An 18,103-nucleotide genomic window follows, 5' to 3' on the forward strand; every position below is an offset into this window, starting at 1 on the left:
GACGGTGGCACCGAGAGCCCGACGGGCGACGGCAAGGGCTCCGGCACGGACGGGGGCGGGACCGAGAAGGCCTCGCGGTACCTCAAGGACGTCACCGGTGACGGGAAGCCGGACAAGGGCGCGAAGGGCACCGTCACGGCGCCGAGCGACTCCGCCGAGAAGGCCCAGAACCCCAGCCGCGGCGCCGAGGGCACCCGCAACATCCTCATCGTGGGCGAGGACGACGGGCGCAGCAACGGGGCCGTCCGTTCGGACGTCATGATCCTGGCCCACATGAACGCCTCGGGGAGCAAGGTGACGCTCGTGCACTTCCCCCGCGACCTCTGGGTGCCGATCCCCGGCCACGGCTTCGACAAGCTCAACTACGCCTACTCCGCCGGCGGTGCCCCGCTGCTGGCGCAGACCTTCCAGGGTGCGCTCGACGTGCCGGTGACCGACGTCGTCGTCACCGACTTCGAGAGCTTCTCGTCCACCGTGGACGCCCTCGGTGGCGTGACCGTCCGCAATCCGCAGCCCTCCCCTGAGTTCCCCGAGGGCACCGTCCGTCTGGACGACGGGGCCGAGGCCCTGCGGTTCGTCCGCGAGCGCAAGACCCTGAAGCTGGGCGACATGGGGCGTGGTGAGCGGCAGATGGCCGTGCTCAGCGGCGTCTTCGACGCGGCCCGCAGTGCCGAGGTGGCACGGAACCCCAACAAGGTGCAGCGGATCCTGGACGCCAGCACCCGCAACGTCCGGGTGAGCGCCGGCCTCTCGCCGAAGGAGATCCGCGGCATCGGGCGCAGGTTCATCACCGGTGGCGGCACGGTGACCTACCAGACCGCCCCCTGGGCGAGCATCGGCTGGTCGCCCGACGGGCGCCAGAGCATCGTCGTCCCGGACTGGGCGGGTATCCGCGCGCTCGGCGAGAAGGTGCGGAACGACTCGCTCTGAGGGTGGCCCAGGCACGGAGGGCTCGCACCCCAGCGGGGTGCGAGCCCTCCGTGCGTCCCGGGAGGTGCCGGCCTCAGCCCTCCACGCGCTTGAGCTGCGCCGACATGTGGCTGGTGAGGGGGTGACCGCCGTAGGCCATGTCCATCACCCACATGAGGTCGCCGTTCACCAGGCCATAGAGCCGCTTGGCCGCGGTGTACTCCGCGGCGCCCGCCGTGCGCAGGATGCCGTCGGTGGCCAGCTCGATGCTGGGACGCTCCGGGTGGCGCTGGCCGAAGTACTGCTCCACGTAGCCGGTGGGGTGGGCCAGGAGCAGCACGAACTCGCCGTCCTCCCCCTCGGGGCGCCAGAAGCCGCTCTCCACGGCGAGGACCTCCCCGGGGCGCCCGTCCTCGTCGAGCATCCACGCACGGCTGGTCCAGGTGATGTAGTCCTGCCCGTCGTGGGTGGCCACGAGCTCCTGGCCGAAGTTGCCCGACTCGCGGTCGGGGTAGCCGACCACACCGGCGCCCTCCCAGCGGCCGAGGAGCCAGGCCAGCGGGGCCAGGCGGGGGGACATGTCGGGGTCGATGGTGAAGACCATGGCGCTCCTGCGTGACGGGGTGGGCGGGTGGGCCGTCGATCAGGCGAGGACCGGGCCCAGCATCGCGGACAGGCCCGCAACGATACCCGTGAGCGCCACGCTCACGAGCCCCGCGACGACGCCCCCGGAGGCGCCGCTGGCCACCGCGGGCAGGCGCAGCAGCACCAGCCGGGTGGCCTGCGAGACGGCCGGCGCCACGAGCGCCGCCCCCACGAGGAGCACCCGACCGGCACCGCTCAGGTGCTGCCAGCCGCCGAACAGCAGGGCGGCTGCGGTGGCCACGGCCGCGCCCCCTGCCCAGGCCCACCACCGGCGCGTCGGCAGGAGGGCGTCACCGACGGCGGTGACCAGCACTCCGAGGGCAGCCACGGCCACGGTGCCCGGCCCGGACCAGCCCCAGAGGAAGCCGGCCACCACCACGAGAACGGCGAACACCTCCGCGGTGAGCACGTCCACCACACGCGGCCGGCCGTCGCCACGCCACACCTGGTGCGCCAGGGAGGCCCACACCCCGCCGGCCACCGGCAGCGCCCACCACACCGAGACCCCGAAGGCCCGGTCGTCGAGGCGACTGGTCAGGGCCGCGGCCACGGCCAGCGCCACCACGACCAGCAGCACCGCGACGGTCCCGCGCGGGGCGGGCAGGTCCAGCATCCGGCCCCAGCCCAGGGCCACCGCCGCACCGACGACGGCGGCCACGGCCGTCGTGAGCAGGGGCTCCCCGCCCCACGCCGTGAGGGCCAGGGTCGAGGCCGTGGCCCCGGCGGCCAGGGCAGCCGTCACGCGCCCGCGCTCGGCAGGGTCGCCGGCATCTCCGGGGAGCGGGGCCTGGGGCGGCACGGGGACCTCCAAGGGGCGGCACGGGGAACGGGTGCGGGAACGGGGCCGGGCGCCCCGCTGCCCGTAACCTACGGCACTGCCCCCGTCCTCACGGTTCGTCCAGGAGGCGGCGCCCGCCCGGCCCCGACGCTCGATGCGCTCGACCCGCGGGAGGGCCCCCTCCGCGCCGCGGGCGACCCGGGTCACCGCATCCAGCCCCGCCGATGACGCGACGCCGTGGTGGAATGGACCAATGTCGCCGGACCTGACGCACCGCCCCGCCGAGACTCTCACCGACGCCGAGCTGCAGGCCGTGGCCGAGCTGGCACGCCGGGCCGGGCGGGCCGACGGGGTCGACCCCCTCAACGAGGAGTCGCTGCTGGCGCTGCGCCACCGCACCCCGGGGCGCACCCACGTGCTGGCCACCGAGGGGGACCGTCTCGTGGGCTACGGCACCCTCGCCCACGGGTCCGCCGAGGTGGTGACCGATCCGGAGGTGCGCCGCGCCGGCTTGGGCGGCAGCCTCCTGGACGCCCTGCGCGAGGTGGACCCACAGCTGCGCCTGTGGGCCCACGGGGACCTGGACGGGGGCCGGCGCCTGGCCGCGTCCCGCGACCTGGTGCCGCTGCGGTCCCTGTGGCGGATGGAGCGGCCCGTCGCCGGGGAGTTCTCCGAGCTGCCGCCGGTGCGGCTGCCCGAGGGGGTCTCGGTGCGTGCCTTCGAGCCCGGCCGGGACGACGCGGCCTGGCTGCGCCTCAACGCCAGGGCGTTCGCCGACCACGCCGAGCAGGGGCGGATGACGCAGGAGGACCTCACCGCCCGCACCGAGGAGGGCTGGTTCGACCCCGCCGGCTTCCTGCTCCTGGTGGACGAGCAGCACGAGGGCGAGCTGGTGGGCTTCCACTGGACCAAGGTCGACGAGCTGCCCGTCGGCGAGGTGTACGTGGTGGGCGTGGACCCCGACCGGCAGGGTGAGGGCCTGGGTCGGGCGGCGACCCTCGTGGGCCTGCACCACCTGGCCGGGCAGGGCGTGGAGACCGTGGAGCTCTACGTGGACGGCGACAACGAGGCAGCGGTGAGCACCTACGGCCGGCTCGGGTTCGAGCGTGCCGCGGTGGACGTGCAGTACGGCCCCGCCGCCTGAGGGGCCGGCAGCGCACCGCCGGGCCCTCCTACGATGGGCGGCATGGCGGACTCGACAGCACCTGGAGCGGACTCACCCCAGGAGCGCGACGCCGGAGTCCCGTCGACGCAGCGGAGGGGCTCCCGCATCATCCACCCCCCTCGACCCCGGGCGGTGCACACGCTCCCCGGTGCGGAGGGGGACCTCCCCGCCGACCGCTTCCTCGAGCGTGAGACGAGCTGGCTGCAGTTCAACGAGCGGGTCCTCGAGCTCGCGGCCGACCGCACCATCCCCCTGCTGGAGCGCGTGCGCTTCCTGGCGATCTTCGCCCGCAACCTCGACGAGTTCTTCATGGTGCGCGTCGCCGGGCTCCAGCGGCGCATCGCCACCGGCCTGGCGGTCCGCACCCCCTCCGGCCAGGACCCCCACGAGGTGCTCGCGACCGTGGGCCGCTGCGCGCACGCCCTCATGGACGAGCACGCGCGCCTCCTCCACGACGACGTCCTGCCGGCCCTGGCCCGGGAGAACGTGCGGGTGGTGCGCTGGGAGGAGCTCGCGGCACACGAGAAGCAGTACTTCGAGGACCTCTTCGTGGAGCAGGTCTACCCCGTGCTCACCCCCCTCGCGGTGGACCCCGCCCACCCCTTCCCGTACATCTCCGGCCTCTCGCTGAACCTCGCCGTCACCCTCACCGACCCCCGGACCCTCAGCGACCACTTCACCCGGGTGAAGGTCCCCCCGGCCCTCCCCCGGCTGCTGCGCGTCTGCCACGGGCTCGGGGTGCACGAGAGCGACGAGGTGCTGGCCCGCTCGGAGTCGGGCATCCGCTTCCTGCCCATCGAGGACCTCATCGGGGCGCACCTGTCCCTGCTCTTCCCCGGCATGGAGGTGCGCTCGACCTACACCTTCCGGGTCACGCGCAACGGGGACCTGGCCCTGGACGAGGACGGGTCGGAGAACCTCCTCACCGCCCTGGAGCGCGAGCTCACCCGCCGGCGCCAGGGCCCCCCGGTCCGGTTGGAGGCCGAGGCGTCGATGACCCCCGAGGTGCTCTCGATGCTGAAGCGGCAGCTCCGCGTGGCCGGCCCGGACGTGTACGTCCTCCCCGGCCCACTGGACCTGCGGGGCCTGGAGACGCTGGCCGACCTGCACCTGATGCCCCTGCGCTGGCCGGTGATGCAGGCGCACACCCACTCCGACCTCGCGCCCGTGGAGAGCGCCACCGAGGTCGACGTGCTGAGCGCGATGCGGGACCGCGACGTGCTGCTGCACCACCCCTACGACTCGTTCAGCACCTCCGTGCAGCGCTTCCTCGAGCAGGCCGCGGCCGACCCCGACGTGCTGGCCATCAAGCAGACCCTCTACCGCACCAACGGAAACTCGCCCATCATCGGCGCCCTGGTGGACGCGGCCGAGGCCGGCAAGCAGGTGCTCGCGGTGGTGGAGATCAAGGCCCGGTTCGACGAGGAGAACAACATCAGCTGGGCGCGTGAGCTGGAGCGCGCCGGGGTGCACGTGGTCTACGGCCAGGTGGGGCTCAAGACGCACGCCAAGGTGTGCCTCGTGGTGCGCCAGGAGCGTGGCGGGCTGCAGCGCTACGCCCACGTGGGCTCCGGCAACTACAACCCCGGGACGGCCCGGGTGTTCGAGGACCTCGGCCTGCTCACCTGCGACCCCGAGGTCACCGAGGACGTGACCCGTCTGTTCAACCAGCTCTCCGGGATTGCCCCCGGGGCCCGTTTCTCCCGGCTGCTGGTGGGTCCCCACACGGTCCGCACGGGCGTGCTGGAGCTGGTGGAGCAGCAGTGCGCGCGCGCCCGGGCGGGGCATCGGGCCCGCATCCGCCTCAAGGGTAACGGGCTGGTGGACCAGGAGGTCGTCGACGCGCTCTACCGGGCCTCTGGGGCCGGGGTGGAGGTGGACCTGTGGGTGCGCGGCATCTGCACGGTGCGCCCCGGCCTGCCCGGCCTCAGCGAGAACATCCGCGTCCGTTCGATCGTGGGGCGGCTGCTGGAGCACAGTCGCGCGCTCGTGGTGGGGGTCCCGGGCGACCCGCACAACCCGGTGCGCGCCTTCATCGGGTCGCCGGACATGATGCCGCGCAACCTGGACCGGCGGGTGGAGGCGATGGTGCGGCTGCAGGACGTGGACCACGTGCACCACGTGGACTGGCTGTTCGACACCGCCTTCGCGCCCGACACCGCCTGCTGGGAGCTCGACGGCGACGGCCTGTGGACCCGACGACACACCGACGGCGAGGGACGTCCCCTGAAGGAGATGCACTTCGAGATGGAGAAGCACTACACCCGCGCACGCAAGGAGAGCCGCCGATGACCCGCGAACGCGTCGTCCAGGCCGCCGGCGCCGTGCCCTGGCGCCGGCGCCGTGGTCGCCTGCAGGTGGCGATGGTGCACCGGCCCCACTACGACGACTGGAGCTGGCCCAAGGGCAAGCTGGACCCCGGCGAGCTGCTGCCGTGGACGGCCGCCCGCGAGGTGGCCGAGGAGGCCTCCCTGCAGTTGAGCCTGGGTCTGCCGCTGCCCACCGCCCGCTATCGGATGCCGAGCGGCGGCGTGAAGCAGGTGCACTACTGGGCCGGCCGGGTCACCGGCGACCTGGGCGACCTGCAGCACGAGGTCGACGAGGTGGCCTGGCTGTCCCCGGACCAGGCCCGGCGCCGCATCAGCTACCCCCACGACCGCGAGCAGCTGGACCGGCTGCTGGAGCTGGACGACCACGGCATGCTGGACACCTGGGTGCTGGTGGTGCTGCGCCACGCCCTGGCCCTGGAGCGCCGCCGCTGGGACGGCCCGGACTGGGAGCGACCCCTGGTGCCCCGCGGCTTCGAGGACGCCAAGGTGCTGGCCACCACGCTGCAGGCCTTCGGGGTGGACCGCATCGTGTCCTCCCCGTCGGCCCGTTGCACCGACACGGTCGCCCCCTTCGTGGCCCTCTCCGCCCTCAAGCCGCGGCTCAAGCGGGGCCTGTCCGAGGAGGGCTTCGAGGCCGAGCCGCACAAGGCCGCCCGGCACGTGCGCAAGGCACTGGCCAAGGGGCGCAGCACGGTGCTGTGCTCCCACGGCCCGGTGCTCCCCTCGATGCTGGAGGCCGCCGCCGAGCACACCGAGCCCGGCTCCCCCGAGGAGGCCACGGTGCTGGACCTCGCGCGCACCGGCATGCGCAAGGGCGGCATGGTGGTGCTGCACGGCACCGGGCAGGGCGAGTCCGCCCGCGTGCTGGCCAGCGAGACCTGGTGAGCCCCGCGCCGCGCTCAGCGCGGTGAGTGGTGCACCTGCTGGGCGGCCTCCAGGCCGGTCAGCAGGAGGCGCTCCACGGCATCGGCGCCGTCGCCCAGCAGGAAGGGCAGCTCCTTGCGCTCGGTGGAGGAGAAGTCCTTGAGCACGAAGTCGGCCACCTCCATGCGGCCCGGCGGGCGGCCGATGCCCAGGCGCACCCGGAAGTAATCCTTGGTGCCCAGCGACCGGGTGATGGACCGCAGGCCGTTGTGCCCGCCCTCACCACCGCCCTTCTTGAGCCGCACCGCCGCGAAGTCGATGTCGAGCTCGTCGTGCAGCACCACCACGTGGTCGGGCTCGATGCGGTGGTACCGCGCGAGGGCGCTCACGGGGCCGCCGCTGACGTTCATGTAGTCCAGCGGGGTGGCCAGCACCACGCGCGGACCGGGGCGCCCGCCGGGGAAGGTGCCCAGCCGCGTCTCCGCGCTGACCGCCCTCGCCTGCTTGGCCGCCGCCAGGCGCACGCCCGCCGCCGCGGCCATCTCGGCCACCACCATCGCCCCCACGTTGTGGCGGTTGCCGGCGTAGCGCGGGCCCGGGTTGCCCAGCCCCACCACGAGCCACGGCCCCTCGTCGAGCTCCATCGGACGTCCTTCCTCGGCGGCACCCCGCCGGACACGGGTGCGGGGCCCCACCATCGTGGCAGGGCCCCGCGTCACACGGTGCGCCGGGGGACGGCGCGGCAGGTCACTCGGACTTCTCGTCCTCGCCACCCTCGGACTCGGCAGCCTCGGCGGCCTCCTCGTCGGACTCGTCGTGCTCGATGCCGGCCTCCTCCTCGGCCTCGGCGAGCTCGGCCTCCAGGGCCTCGGCGGAGATGGTCTCGGAGACGTTGACGATGGTCTCCTCCGGGTCGGTGACGAGCTCGACGCCCTCCGGCAGCTCCAGGTCGGAGGCGTGCACCAGGGTGCCGGCCTCGGCGCCCTCGACGGAGACGACGATGGACTCCGGGATGTCCAGCACAGGGGCGCTGACGGTGACGGTCGAGGTGGGCACGGAGACGACGGTCTCCGGGGCGGCCTCGCCCTCCACGTGGATGGTGACGTCCACGTCCACCTTCTCGTGGCGGTTCACGATGACGAAGTCGACGTGCTCGATGATCGGCTTGATCGGGTCGCGCTGCACGTCCTTGGCCAGCACCAGGCGGTCCTCACCGGAACCCCAGGTCAGGGTCATCAGGGCGTTGGTGTGGCGCAGGGCGATGAAGGCCTCGTGGCCCGGCAGCACGACGTGGAAGGGGCCCTCGCCGTGGCCGTAGACGACGGCGGGGATGCCGCCCTCGCGACGGACCTGGCGGGCAGCGCCCTTGCCGAAGGTGGTGCGCTCGGTGCAGTTGATCTGGATGGTCTTGCCGGCCATGTGCTCTCCTCAGGTGTTCCTCGGTGGGGTGGCGAGGGCCGCGAGGAAGACCTGCCCCGTGGAGTGCAGGGCCTGGGTTCGTCGCCGCGTCGATCACGGGCCTGCCCCTGTGGGCGGCCCCTCGCCGAAGCTCAGTGCGAGGAAGTGTAGACGCAGCGGTGGCCGGGGCCGAAATCCGGCCCCGGCCACCGCTGTCCCGCCCCGGGGGCGGGTGCGGGCGCCGCGTCAGGCGCGGCCGTCGAACATCTTGGTCACCGAGCCGTCCTCGAACACCTCGCGGATGGCCTGGCTGAGCAGCGGCGCGATGGACAGCACCGTGAGCCCCTCGAAGCGGTTCTCCTCGGCGATCGGCAGGGTGTCGGTGAGGATGACCTCGCGGGCCACCGAGTCACGCAGACGCTGCACCGCCGGGCCGGACAGGATGCCGTGCGTGGCGGCGATGATGACGCCCTTGGCGCCGGCCTCCATGAGCGCGTCGGCGGCCTTGCAGATGGTGCCGCCGGAGTCGATCATGTCGTCCACGAGCACGCACATGCGGCCCTCCACCTCGCCGATGACGCGGTTGGCCACGGACTCGTTGGGGCGGGTGATGTCGCGCGTCTTGTGGATGAACGCCAGGGGCCGGTTGCCCAGGCGCTCGGCCCACTGCTCGGCCACCTTGATGCGGCCGGCGTCCGGGGAGACGACCACGAGGTCCTCGTCGCCGTACTTCTCCTTGACGTGGTCGGCCAGGATCGGCATGGCCATGAGGTGGTCCACCGGCCCGTCGAAGAAGCCCTGGATCTGCGCGGTGTGCAGGTCCACCGCCATGAGGCGGTCGGCACCGGCGGTCTTGAACAGGTCGGCCACCAGGCGGGCGGAGATCGGCTCGCGGCCGCGGTGCTTCTTGTCCTGGCGGGCGTAGCCGTAGAAGGGCAGCACCACGGTGATGCGCTTGGCCGACGCGCGCTTCAGCGCGTCCACCATGATGAGGTGCTCCATCAGCCAGGTGTTGATGGGCGCCGTGTGGGCCTGCACCACGAACGCGTCGCAACCGCGCACCGACTCGTTGTAGCGGACGTACAGCTCGCCGTTGGCGAACTCGTACGCCTCGGTGGGCACCACCTGCGAACCCAGCTCGTGGGCGATGTCGGCGGCGAGCCCGGGGTGCGCCCGGCCCGAGAACACCATGAGGTTCTTCTCCGTGGTCCGCTGGATCGCCAGCGGGGCGTGCTCGCCCTCGGTCGCGGCGGGGGCACCCTGGTCGCTCATCGCTTCTCCATCACTCGGGACGTGGGGTTCTGGGGCCAGTCTCTCAGTCCTCGGTGGAGCGCTCGCGCGCCACCTCGTCGGCCGCCTGCGCCGCCGCGGTGCCGGCGCGCTTCTCCTGCACCCAGCCCTCGATGTTCTTCTGCGGGGCCACGGTGATGGCCAGGGCACCGGCGGGCACGTCCTTGCGCACCACGGTGCCGGCACCGGTGTAGGCGCCGTCGCCCACGGTCACCGGGGCGATGAACATCGTGTCCGAGCCGGTGCGGCAGTGGTTGCCGATGCGGGTGCGGGACTTGGTGACGCCGTCGTAGTTCACGAACACCGACGAGGCACCGATGTTGGAGTGGTCGCCGATCTCCGCGTCGCCCACGTAGGTGAGGTGGGGCACCTTGGTGCCGGTGCCGATGGTGGAGTTCTTGGTCTCCACGAAGGTGCCGATCTTGGCGTCGGTGCCCAGCTGCGTGTTGGGACGCAGGTAGGCGAACGGGCCCACGCTGGCGCCCTCACCGATGGTGGAGAGCTCGCCGTGCGTGCGCACCACGGAGGCACCGCGGCCCACCTCCACGTCGGTGAGGGTGGTGTCCGGGCCGATGACGGCCTCGTCGCCGACGGTGGTGGCGCCCAGCAGCTGGGTGTTGGGGCGCACCACGACGTCGCGGCCCAGGGTCACGCCGGTGTCGATCCAGGTGGTGGCCGGGTCGACGACGGTGACGCCCTCCATCTGCCAGTGGCGCACGATGCGGCGGTTGAGCTCGGCGCCGAGCTCGGAGAGCTGCGCACGGTTGTTGACGCCCTCGGTCTGCAGGGTGTCGGTGATCACGTGGGCGGCCACGGTGCCGCCGGCCTCGCGGGAGAGGCCGAGCACGTCGGTGAGGTACTTCTCACCCTGGCTGTTGTCGGTGCCCAGGCGCGGCAGGAACTCGCGGAGCACGGCGGCGTCGAAGGCCCAGATGCCGGAGTTGATCTCGCGCACGTCGAGCACGTCGGCGTCCTCGCCACCGGCCTCGCGGGCGGCCAGCGCGTCCTTGTGCTCCACCACCTTGCGCACCGAGCCGTCGGTGTCGCGGACGATGCGGCCGTAGCCGGTGGGGTCCTCCAGCTCGGCGGTGATCACGGTGACGCTGGCGCCGGCGGCCTCGTGGGCGGCGGTCAGGTCGGTGAGGGTCTGGGCCGTCAGCAGCGGCACGTCGCCCATCGTCACGATGACGGTGCCGGAGAGGTCCTCGGGCAGCACCGCGAGACCGGCCTCGGCGGCGCGGCCGGTGCCCTTCACCTCGTCCTGGTCGGCGATGAGGGCCTGCGGGTCCACCTCGGCCACGTGGGCGGCCACGCGCTCGCGCTCGTGGCGGACGACCACGGAGAGGTACTGCGGGCCCGCCTCACGCGCGGCGTGCAGCGCGTGGCCCAGCAGCGTGCGCCCACCGATGGGGTGCAGCACCTTGGGGAGGGTGGACTTCATCCGCGTCCCCTCGCCGGCGGCGAGGACGATGACGGCAGCAGGCTTGGCAGTGCTCAAGAGGACTCCAGCGATCGGTGAGGGGGCGCAGGCGACCGGTGGGGCCGCCTCGTTCGCCAGCGACTCTACTGCGTCGGGCCGGGGGCCTTCCGGCGGCGCGGGCCGGCAGGCGCTGCGCGCGGGCCGGCCCGCCACGGCTCCCCGGGTAGGAATCGAACCTACGTCCCTAGTCCTGATTCAAAGTCAGGCGGCCCCTACCAGCAGAGCAACCGGGGAACGCCCCGCAGGGCCGGGCCAGCCTACGCGTCGCGGCGGGCGGCCCGGTCGGTGGGACCGGGCTCGTCGGCACCGGGAGCCGGGGACGTGCCCGGCTGGTCGACGCCGTGGAACTGCGCCGAGCGACGGGTACTGCGGGCGATGAGCCACACGAGCAGCACCACGACCGCGGCGAGCAGCACGAAGACCAGCAGCGCCGGCACGACGGCGGACGCGTTCGCCATCGGTCAGACCGCCGCGGTGTGGAAGAAGGTGGTGCGGCGGGTGAAGCGGGCCTGCTCGTCGAGCACGTAGAAGTCCGCGAAGCGCACGGCCGAGGCGCTGCCGTCCTTGAGGGTGCCCTCGAAGCGGCCGTGGACGGCCACCTGGTCGCCGTCGACGAGCAGGGCGTCCACGGTGTGCGCGCCGGAGGCGATGACGCGGTCACCGGTGTAGAAGGCACGCAGTGCGTCGTGGCCCACGAAGGGCTCGTAGCCGGGACGCTCGTAGGTGGCGTCCTCGGCGAAGAGCCCGATGAGGGTGTCCACGTCGTCGGCGTCGACGGCCTGGTAGTAGGAGCGGACGGCGGCCTCGGCGGCGGAGCGATCGGTCATGCCGTCATCCTCGCACCCGCGGCGGTGGCGGCGGGGAGGGTGTCGGGGGCGCCGCGGCCCGCGCCCGGCACACGGGGCGAGAGTCTCGACATCGAGATTCTCGGCCGGCGTAGGCTGACGACATGACCCAGCCCCCCGGCCCCACCGCCGACGACGCGGCAACCCCCGGCCCGCTGCACGACGAGGTGGACCTGGTGCTGGCGGCCTGGGAGCGCGAGCGCCCCGACCTCGACCTGCAGCCGCTGGCCGTCCTCAGCCGCATCTCCCGGGTGGCCCGCCTGCTCGACCTCGCCCGCCGCGAGGCCTTCGGCGCCGGGTCGCTCGAGCCGTGGGAGTTCGACGTGCTCTCGGCCCTGCGCCGCGCCGGCGCACCCCACGAGCTCTCCCCCGGCGCCCTCGTGGCCCAGACCCTGGTCACCAGCGGCACCATGACCAACCGCATCGACCGGCTGGTGGACCGCGGCCACGTGGAGCGCGAGCGGTCCACCACCGACCGGCGCGGCGTCATCGTGCGCCTCACCGACTCCGGGCGCGAGGCCGTGGACGCCGCCATGACCCAGCTGCTCGCCCACGAGCGGGAGCTGCTCGCCGGCATCGGGGCCGACGAGCAGGCCGACATGGCCGCCGCCCTGCGCCAGGTGCTGACGCGCCTGGAGCACTGAGCGGCGGCGCGGGGCCTCAGCGGACGGTGGGGAAGCTCGGCGCGGGGCTCGTCTCCCCGTCGTCCACGGCGTCCTTGGCCGAGAGGACGATGTTGGGGTCGGGCGTGCCCACGACCTTCTCGTCCTTCATCGGGTAGTCCATCTGCGAGAGCACCACGCGCATGGCCTCCAGGCGGGCGCGCTTCTTGTCGTTGGAGCGGATGACGGTCCACGGCGCGTCACCCGTGTCGGTGTAGAAGAACATCGCCTCCTTGGCCGCGGTGTAGGCGTCCCACTTGTCCAGCGAGGCCACGTCCGTGGGGCTGAGCTTCCAGTGGCGCACCGGGTCGGTGTGGCGCTTGGTGAAGCGGGCGGCCTGCTCGGCACGGCCCACGGAGAACCAGAACTTGAACAGGTGGATGCCGGAGTTGACCAGCATGCGCTCGAACTCCGGGGCGCTGCGCATGAACTCCTGGTACTCGGTGGGGCTGCAGTAGCCCATGACCCGCTCCACGCCGGCGCGGTTGTACCAGGAGCGGTCGAAGAAGACGATCTCGCCGCCGCTGGGCAGGTGGGGCACGTAGCGCTGGAAGTACCACTGCGACTGCTCGCGGTCGGTGGGCTTCTCCAGGGCCACCACGCGGGCGCCGCGGGGGTTGAGGTGCTCGGTGAAGCGCTTGATGGAGCCGCCCTTGCCGGCAGCGTCGCGGCCCTCGAAGAGGATGGCGATCTTCTCGCCGCTGCGCTTGATGTGGTGCTGCATCTTGAGCAGCTCGATCTGCAGGTCGCGCTTGGTGGCCTCGTACTCAGCGCGCTTCAGCTTGGCGTCGTAGGGGTAGCCGTGGCGCCAGGAGTCCTTGCCCACCGGGGTGCCGCGCTCCGCGAGCGCCGTGTGGAGCTCCTCGAGGCGGGCGGCGATCTCCGGGTCCGGGTTGGCCGCGTCCGCCAGGATCGGCACCTGGGCGGGGTCCACGTCCTCGGCGGCGGCGTCCAGGCGCTCCTCGAGGTCCTCGTCCTCCGGGGCGGGGGCCTCGGCGGGCGCGGCGGAGGTCGCCTGGGCGCTCCGGGCGGGCTTCTCCGCGGCCTTCCGACCGCTGCCCGCGGTGGAGCGGGAGGTGCTGGCCGCGGCGGCTGCCTTGGTGGTGGACGGACGCTTGGACGTGGCCATCTGGGCCTCCAGACTGTGTGTGGATGGGGCACCCCCAGCCTACGACCACGCGTCGTTTCCCCGACAATCCTCCGCCGCCGGTCAGGACCCCCGGCGCGCGAGGCCGGTCAGGCGGTGGCGGCTGCCTCGGCGGCAGTGGCCCGGCCCGCGGCGATCATGTCCTCGCGGCTCACGACCTTGATGCGCTCGCGCCCCTCGGCCTCGCCCAGCGCCATCTCGTGGGCGTCCAGGCGCTCCCACTCGTCGAAGAGCGTGAGGTCCACGCCGGCGGCACGCAGCTCGGCCAGCAGCTCGTCGGGCGACCCGGCCGGGGCCGGCAGGGCCTCGAGGTCGGCCATGAGCGACTCGATGGTCTCCTTGGCGTCGGACTTGGTGTGCCCGATGAGGCCCACCGGCCCGCGCTTGATCCAGCCGGTGACGTACGCGGCCTCCTTGGGCGCGCCGTCCTCGATGACGCGACCGGCCTCGTGCGGGATGGTGCCGGTGGCGTGGTCGAACGGCAGGCCCTCCAGCGGGGAGGACAGGTAGCCCACCGCGCGGTAGACCGCCTGCACGTCCCACTCCTTGAACTCGCCGGTGCCGGAGACGGTCCCGTCGCCGTTGTACTGCATCACCTCGGTGCGCAGACCGGTCACCGACTCGTCGCCGAGCACCTCCACCGGGGCCTGCATGAGGTGCAGGTGGATGCGGTGCGGGGCACCGGTGGGCTCCTTCTCCAGGTACTTCAGCAGCGTGTCCACCACGAGCTTGGTGGACTTGGCCGCCTGGATGGCCGCCTGGCCGGCGTCGTCGATCTCGAAGCCCTCCTCGGTCATCACCACGTCCACGCTGGGGCTGTGGGAGAGCTCGCGGAACTCCATCGGGCTGAACTTCAGGTGCGCCGGGCCACGGCGGGCGAACACGTGGACGTCCTTGACGCGGTTGGCCTTCAGGCCCTCGTACACGTTGGCCGGGATCTCGGTGGTGAGCTGCTCGTCGGCCGGCTTGGCCAGCATCCGCGCCACGTCCAGGGCCACGTTGCCGGCGCCGATGACGGCCACGGACTCGGCATCGAGCGGCCACTCGCGCGGCACGTCCGGGTGGCCGTCGTACCAGCTCACGAAGTCCGCGGCGCCGTGCGAGCCCTTCTTGTCGATGCCGGGGATGTCCAGCGGGCGGTCGGCCATGGCGCCGGTGGCGAAGACGACCGCGTCGTAGTGCTTCCGCAGCTGCTCGAACGTGATGTCCGTGCCGAAGTCGACATTGCCGATGAAGCGGAGGCGGTCGCCGGACAGCACACGGCGCAGGGCCTTCACGATCTCCTTGATGCGCGGGTGGTCCGGGGCCACGCCGTAGCGCACCAGGCCGTAGGGCGCCGGGAGGCGGTCGTAGACGTCGACCGTGGCCGACTCGTGCTCCTTGGTCAGGATGTCCGCGGCGTAGATGCCGGCCGGGCCGGCTCCGATGACGGCAACCTTCACAGGGCGCATGGGGACCTCTCACTCGGGGACGCACCCCGCCACGACGGGCAGGGCGAAAGGGGGATAGGTCAACCTTACCAACGGCCCGGGGCGCGTCCTCCACACGGGCGGGCGCCGACGACCGGGGTCAGCCGAAGCGCTCGGCGGCCTCCAGCCACTCGGCCTCGGCGGCGTCGTGCTGCTCACGCAACCCGGCCTCCCGGGCCGACAGCGTGGTGAGCCGCTCGGGGTCCATGGCGGCCTCGGCCATCTCGGCGTGCACCTTCTCCAGCTCCGCGGTGGCCTTCTCCATCTGCTTCTCGGCGCGGGCCATGGCCTTGGTGAGGGCCCGCTCCTCGGCCGGGCTCAGCCCGGAGGGCGTGGAGGAACCCGTGGAGGTCGAGCCGCCCGACGCACCGGCCCCCGGCCCCACACCCGAGGCCGCCGCCACGGCCTCGACCACGTCGCGCCCGCCCCGCCCGGTGCCGCGCCCCGCCCCTCGCCGCTCGCGCCGCAGCTCCAGGTACTGCTCCACCCCGCCGGGCAGGTCGCGGATGCGCCCGTCGCCCAGCAGCGCCACCTGGCGATTGGCCATGCGCTCCAGCAGGTAGCGGTCGTGGCTCACCACCAGCAGCGTGCCGGCCCAGCCGTCCAGCACGTCCTCCATGGAGGTCAGCGTCTCGATGTCGAGGTCGTTGGTCGGCTCGTCGAGCATCAGCACGTTCGGCTCGTCCAGCAGCAGCCGCACGAACTGCAGGCGCCGCCGCTCCCCACCGGAGAGGTCCGAGACCCGACTCTGCTGGCGCTGCCCGGAGAAGCCCAGCCGCTTGGCCAGCGAACTCGCCGAGACCTCCTTGCCATCCAGCACCGTGTAGCTGCGCACCATCGTGATGGCGTCAATGACGGTCATGCCCGCCACCTCGTCCAGCTCGTGGAGGTCCTGGGACAGGATGGCCGGCTGCACCGTGCGCCCCACCTTGAGCTTGCCGGAGGCCAGCGGCACCTGCTCCAGCAGCACGCGCAGCAGGGTGGACTTGCCGGCGCCGTTCACGCCGACGATGCCGTACCGGTCGCCCGGGCCGAGGCGCCAGGTCTGCCCCTCGAGCAAGGTGGTCTGCTCGTCCTCGGGGGCGCCCGGCGGAACGCGGACGGTGGCGTTCACCAGGTCGTACACGTCCTTGCCCAGGCGGGTGGTCGCGAAGCGCGCCAGGGCCACCTCGTCGCGCGGCTCGGGCTCGTTGGCGATGAGGGCGTCGGCCGCCTCGATGCGGAAGCGCGGCTTGCTCGTGCGCGCCGGTGCACCCCGGCGCAGCCAGGCGAGCTCCTTGCGCAGGACGTTCTGCCGCTTCTCCTCGGTGGCCTGCTCGACGCGGGCACGCTCGGCGCGCGCCTGCACGAAGGCCGCGTACCCACCCTCGTACTGGTGCACCGCGCCCTCGACGACCTCCCAGGTGTTCTCCACCACGGCGTCGAGGAACCAGCGGTCGTGGGTGACCACCACGAGCGCCTGCCCGGAGCGGCGGCTGGTGCGCAGGTGCTCGGCCAGCCAGGCCACACCCTCCACGTCGAGGTGGTTGGTGGGCTCGTCCAGCAGCAGCACGTCGGGGTCCTCCACGAGCAGCGCGGCCAGCGCCATGCGCCGCCGCTCGCCACCGGACATGCCTGCCACCGGCTGGTCGAGTCCGCCCAGCCCCTCCGCGTCGAGTCCGCCCAGCAGTCCGGTGAGCACCCCGCGGACCCGCGCGTCGGCCGCCCACTCGTGCTCGGCCAGGCCGGGCAGCACCACGTCACTCACGGTGGCGTCGGCCGCGATGTCGTCGCGCTGGCGCAGCATGCCCACCGTGGCCCCGCGGGAGCGCACCACGCGCCCGGAGTCCGGCTGGGTCAGACCCGCCATCACCCGCAGCAGGGTGGACTTGCCCCCGCCGTTGCGCCCCACCACGCCGATGCGGTCCCCGTCGTTGAGCCCGAGGGTCACGTCGTCGAGGAGGGTGCGGGTGCCGTACACCAGGTGCAGGCCCTCGCAGTTGAGCAGGTTCGCGGGGGGATTCACGGCGGTCACCCTACGTGGGCCGGGCCCCGGGGCTCAGTCGCGGCGCTCGACCACCCGGGCGCCCGGGGCGGGCCCGCTGGCGGTGAACACCTGCACGCCCGGGCGCAGCGCCGCCATGCCCACCGAGACGTCGATGGCGTGCTCCCGGCTCTCGGCCAGCAGCGCGACGGTGGGCCCGGACCCGGACACGATGCCGGCCACGGCCCCCACCTCGGTGCCCGCATCCAGGGTGTCCTGCAGCGACGGCTGGAGGCTGATGGCGGCCGGCTGCAGGTCGTTCTGCAGGTGCTCGGCCACCGCCAGCGGGTCGCCCGTGCGCAGGGCCTGCAGCAGCTCCTCCGGGGGCTCGGGGGTGGCCTCCCACGCCTCGAGCGTCTCCGGGGTGGGGGTCTGGTCCCAACCGTTGAGCCGGTCGAACTCGCGGTAGACCGCCGGCGTGCTGAGCCCCTGGTCGCTCACGCAGAACACCCAGTGCAGCTCGCCCCGGGCCAGCACGGTGGAGACCTCGTCACCGCGCCCCAGCCCGAGGGCGTTGCCGCCGGTGAGGCCGAAGGGCACGTCGGCCCCCAGGTCGGCGGCGAGGGCGCGCAGGTCCCCCATCGGGAACTCGTTGCCCCACACCTCGTTGGCGGCGAGCAGGGCCGCGGCCGCGTCGGCCGACCCGCCGGCCATGCCCCCGGCCACGGGGACCTGCTTGTCGATGGTGATGGCCACCGGCCGCGGGCGCCGCAGCCCACAGGTGCGCCCGTGGAGCTCACGCAGCTCCTCCACCGCCCGCCAGGCGAGGTTGGTGTGGTCGGTCGGCACGCCCTCGGTGAAGCTGCCGGTGACCTCCAGCGACATCGTGCGCGCGCGGCGCACCGTCACCTCGTCGCACAGGTCGACGGCGTGGAAGACGGTGGCCAGCGGGTGGTACCCGGTCTCGAGGTCGGGAGGCCCCACCCGCAGCGCCAGGTTCACCTTGGCGGGCGCGCGGACGGTCGCGGAGCGGGGGGCGGCCGGGCTGGTCATGGCACCCACACTAGGTGTGATGTCCAGCCAGGTTGTTGAGGCGGCTGACTGGCGGGGCTCCGATCGCGGAGTGGACCCGGTGGTGATTGTAGAAGTGGATCCAGC

The 18,103-nt window shown here is 73.2% G+C and carries 17 protein-coding genes and 1 tRNA gene; 5 read left to right on the forward strand and 13 right to left on the reverse strand.

All coding sequences use genetic code 11. From position 1 onward, the window contains the following. The coding region (locus tag CYJ76_RS10775; protein WP_101850083.1) for an LCP family protein at positions 1 to 930 on the forward strand (930 nt) is incomplete at its 5' end. A 73-nt stretch (positions 931 to 1,003) separates the two neighbouring features. Here CYJ76_RS10775 and CYJ76_RS10780 read toward each other — a convergent pair. Beyond that, positions 1,004 to 1,513: a heme-binding beta-barrel domain-containing protein gene (locus tag CYJ76_RS10780; protein WP_070703516.1), complete on the reverse strand. Its 510-nt coding sequence runs from the start codon at positions 1,511 to 1,513 to the stop codon at positions 1,004 to 1,006. A 39-nt stretch (positions 1,514 to 1,552) separates the two neighbouring features. Then, a complete protein-coding gene (locus CYJ76_RS10785; protein ID WP_101850084.1) occupies positions 1,553 to 2,353 on the reverse strand; it encodes a hypothetical protein in 801 nt (266 codons plus the stop codon). A 232-nt stretch (positions 2,354 to 2,585) separates the two neighbouring features. Here CYJ76_RS10785 and mshD point away from each other — a divergent pair, with 232 nt between their 5' ends. From mshD to CYJ76_RS10800, 3 genes are read left to right on the forward strand one after another with little or no spacing between them, the layout of a single operon-like run. Next, positions 2,586 to 3,476 (forward strand): mycothiol synthase, encoded by an 891-nt coding sequence (mshD, locus tag CYJ76_RS10790; RefSeq protein ID WP_070703514.1) that lies wholly within the window; start codon positions 2,586 to 2,588, stop codon positions 3,474 to 3,476. Positions 3,477 to 3,509: 33 nt separating this feature from the next. Beyond that, a complete protein-coding gene (locus CYJ76_RS10795) occupies positions 3,510 to 5,789 on the forward strand; it encodes an RNA degradosome polyphosphate kinase (RefSeq protein ID WP_101850085.1) in 2,280 nt (759 codons plus the stop codon). Continuing rightward, positions 5,786 to 6,712, forward strand: a complete 927-nt coding sequence (locus CYJ76_RS10800) for an NUDIX hydrolase (protein WP_101850086.1) — start codon at positions 5,786 to 5,788, stop codon at positions 6,710 to 6,712. Before CYJ76_RS10795 ends, CYJ76_RS10800 begins: the two co-directional genes overlap by 4 nt. Positions 6,713 to 6,726: 14 nt before the next feature. Here CYJ76_RS10800 and pth read toward each other — a convergent pair whose 3' ends face one another. The 7 genes from pth to CYJ76_RS10835 form a co-directional block, all read right to left on the reverse strand. Next, positions 6,727 to 7,335, reverse strand: a complete 609-nt coding sequence (gene pth, locus CYJ76_RS10805) for an aminoacyl-tRNA hydrolase (protein WP_101850087.1) — start codon at positions 7,333 to 7,335, stop codon at positions 6,727 to 6,729. Positions 7,336 to 7,438: 103 nt separating this feature from the next. Beyond that, positions 7,439 to 8,110 (reverse strand): 50S ribosomal protein L25/general stress protein Ctc, encoded by a 672-nt coding sequence (locus CYJ76_RS10810; RefSeq protein ID WP_070703510.1) that lies wholly within the window; start codon positions 8,108 to 8,110, stop codon positions 7,439 to 7,441. A gap of 225 nt (positions 8,111 to 8,335) precedes the next feature. Further along, a complete protein-coding gene (locus CYJ76_RS10815; RefSeq protein WP_070704288.1) occupies positions 8,336 to 9,361 on the reverse strand; it encodes a ribose-phosphate diphosphokinase in 1,026 nt (341 codons plus the stop codon). Positions 9,362 to 9,404: 43 nt separating this feature from the next. Beyond that, positions 9,405 to 10,877, reverse strand: a complete 1,473-nt coding sequence (gene glmU / locus CYJ76_RS10820; protein ID WP_070704285.1) for a bifunctional UDP-N-acetylglucosamine diphosphorylase/glucosamine-1-phosphate N-acetyltransferase GlmU — start codon at positions 10,875 to 10,877, stop codon at positions 9,405 to 9,407. Positions 10,878 to 11,014: 137 nt separating this feature from the next. After that, positions 11,015 to 11,093 (reverse strand) — tRNA-Gln (locus CYJ76_RS10825). A 23-nt stretch (positions 11,094 to 11,116) separates the two neighbouring features. Further along, the gene (locus CYJ76_RS10830) at positions 11,117 to 11,317 is read right to left on the reverse strand and encodes a hypothetical protein (protein WP_070704282.1); all 201 of its coding nucleotides are present in this window, start codon (positions 11,315 to 11,317) and stop codon (positions 11,117 to 11,119) included. A 3-nt stretch (positions 11,318 to 11,320) separates the two neighbouring features. Further along, positions 11,321 to 11,686: a nuclear transport factor 2 family protein gene (locus CYJ76_RS10835; protein ID WP_070704279.1), complete on the reverse strand. Its 366-nt coding sequence runs from the start codon at positions 11,684 to 11,686 to the stop codon at positions 11,321 to 11,323. Positions 11,687 to 11,808: 122 nt separating this feature from the next. Between CYJ76_RS10835 and CYJ76_RS10840 the strand changes: the two genes are divergently transcribed. After that, complete coding sequence (locus CYJ76_RS10840) at positions 11,809 to 12,348, forward strand: MarR family winged helix-turn-helix transcriptional regulator (RefSeq protein ID WP_269148632.1); 540 nt, start codon at positions 11,809 to 11,811, stop codon at positions 12,346 to 12,348. 16 nt (positions 12,349 to 12,364) lie between these two features. On the opposite strand, the gene ppk2 is transcribed toward CYJ76_RS10840, so the two are convergent. The 4 genes from ppk2 to CYJ76_RS10860 form a co-directional block, all read right to left on the reverse strand. Beyond that, positions 12,365 to 13,495, reverse strand: a complete 1,131-nt coding sequence (ppk2, locus tag CYJ76_RS10845) for a polyphosphate kinase 2 (RefSeq protein ID WP_237769735.1) — start codon at positions 13,493 to 13,495, stop codon at positions 12,365 to 12,367. 107 nt (positions 13,496 to 13,602) lie between these two features. After that, positions 13,603 to 14,964 (reverse strand): FAD-dependent oxidoreductase, encoded by a 1,362-nt coding sequence (locus CYJ76_RS10850; protein ID WP_070704276.1) that lies wholly within the window; start codon positions 14,962 to 14,964, stop codon positions 13,603 to 13,605. 118 nt (positions 14,965 to 15,082) lie between these two features. Next, positions 15,083 to 16,987: an ABC-F family ATP-binding cassette domain-containing protein gene (locus CYJ76_RS10855; RefSeq protein WP_101850088.1), complete on the reverse strand. Its 1,905-nt coding sequence runs from the start codon at positions 16,985 to 16,987 to the stop codon at positions 15,083 to 15,085. Between the two features lie 33 nt (positions 16,988 to 17,020). Next, the gene (locus tag CYJ76_RS10860; protein WP_070705192.1) at positions 17,021 to 17,998 is read right to left on the reverse strand and encodes a 4-(cytidine 5'-diphospho)-2-C-methyl-D-erythritol kinase; all 978 of its coding nucleotides are present in this window, start codon (positions 17,996 to 17,998) and stop codon (positions 17,021 to 17,023) included. Positions 17,999 to 18,103: the final 105 nt, after the last annotated feature.

The organism is Kytococcus schroeteri (assembly GCF_002847825.1).
In the GTDB taxonomy this organism is placed as follows: Bacteria; Actinomycetota; Actinomycetes; order Actinomycetales; family Dermatophilaceae; genus Kytococcus; species Kytococcus schroeteri.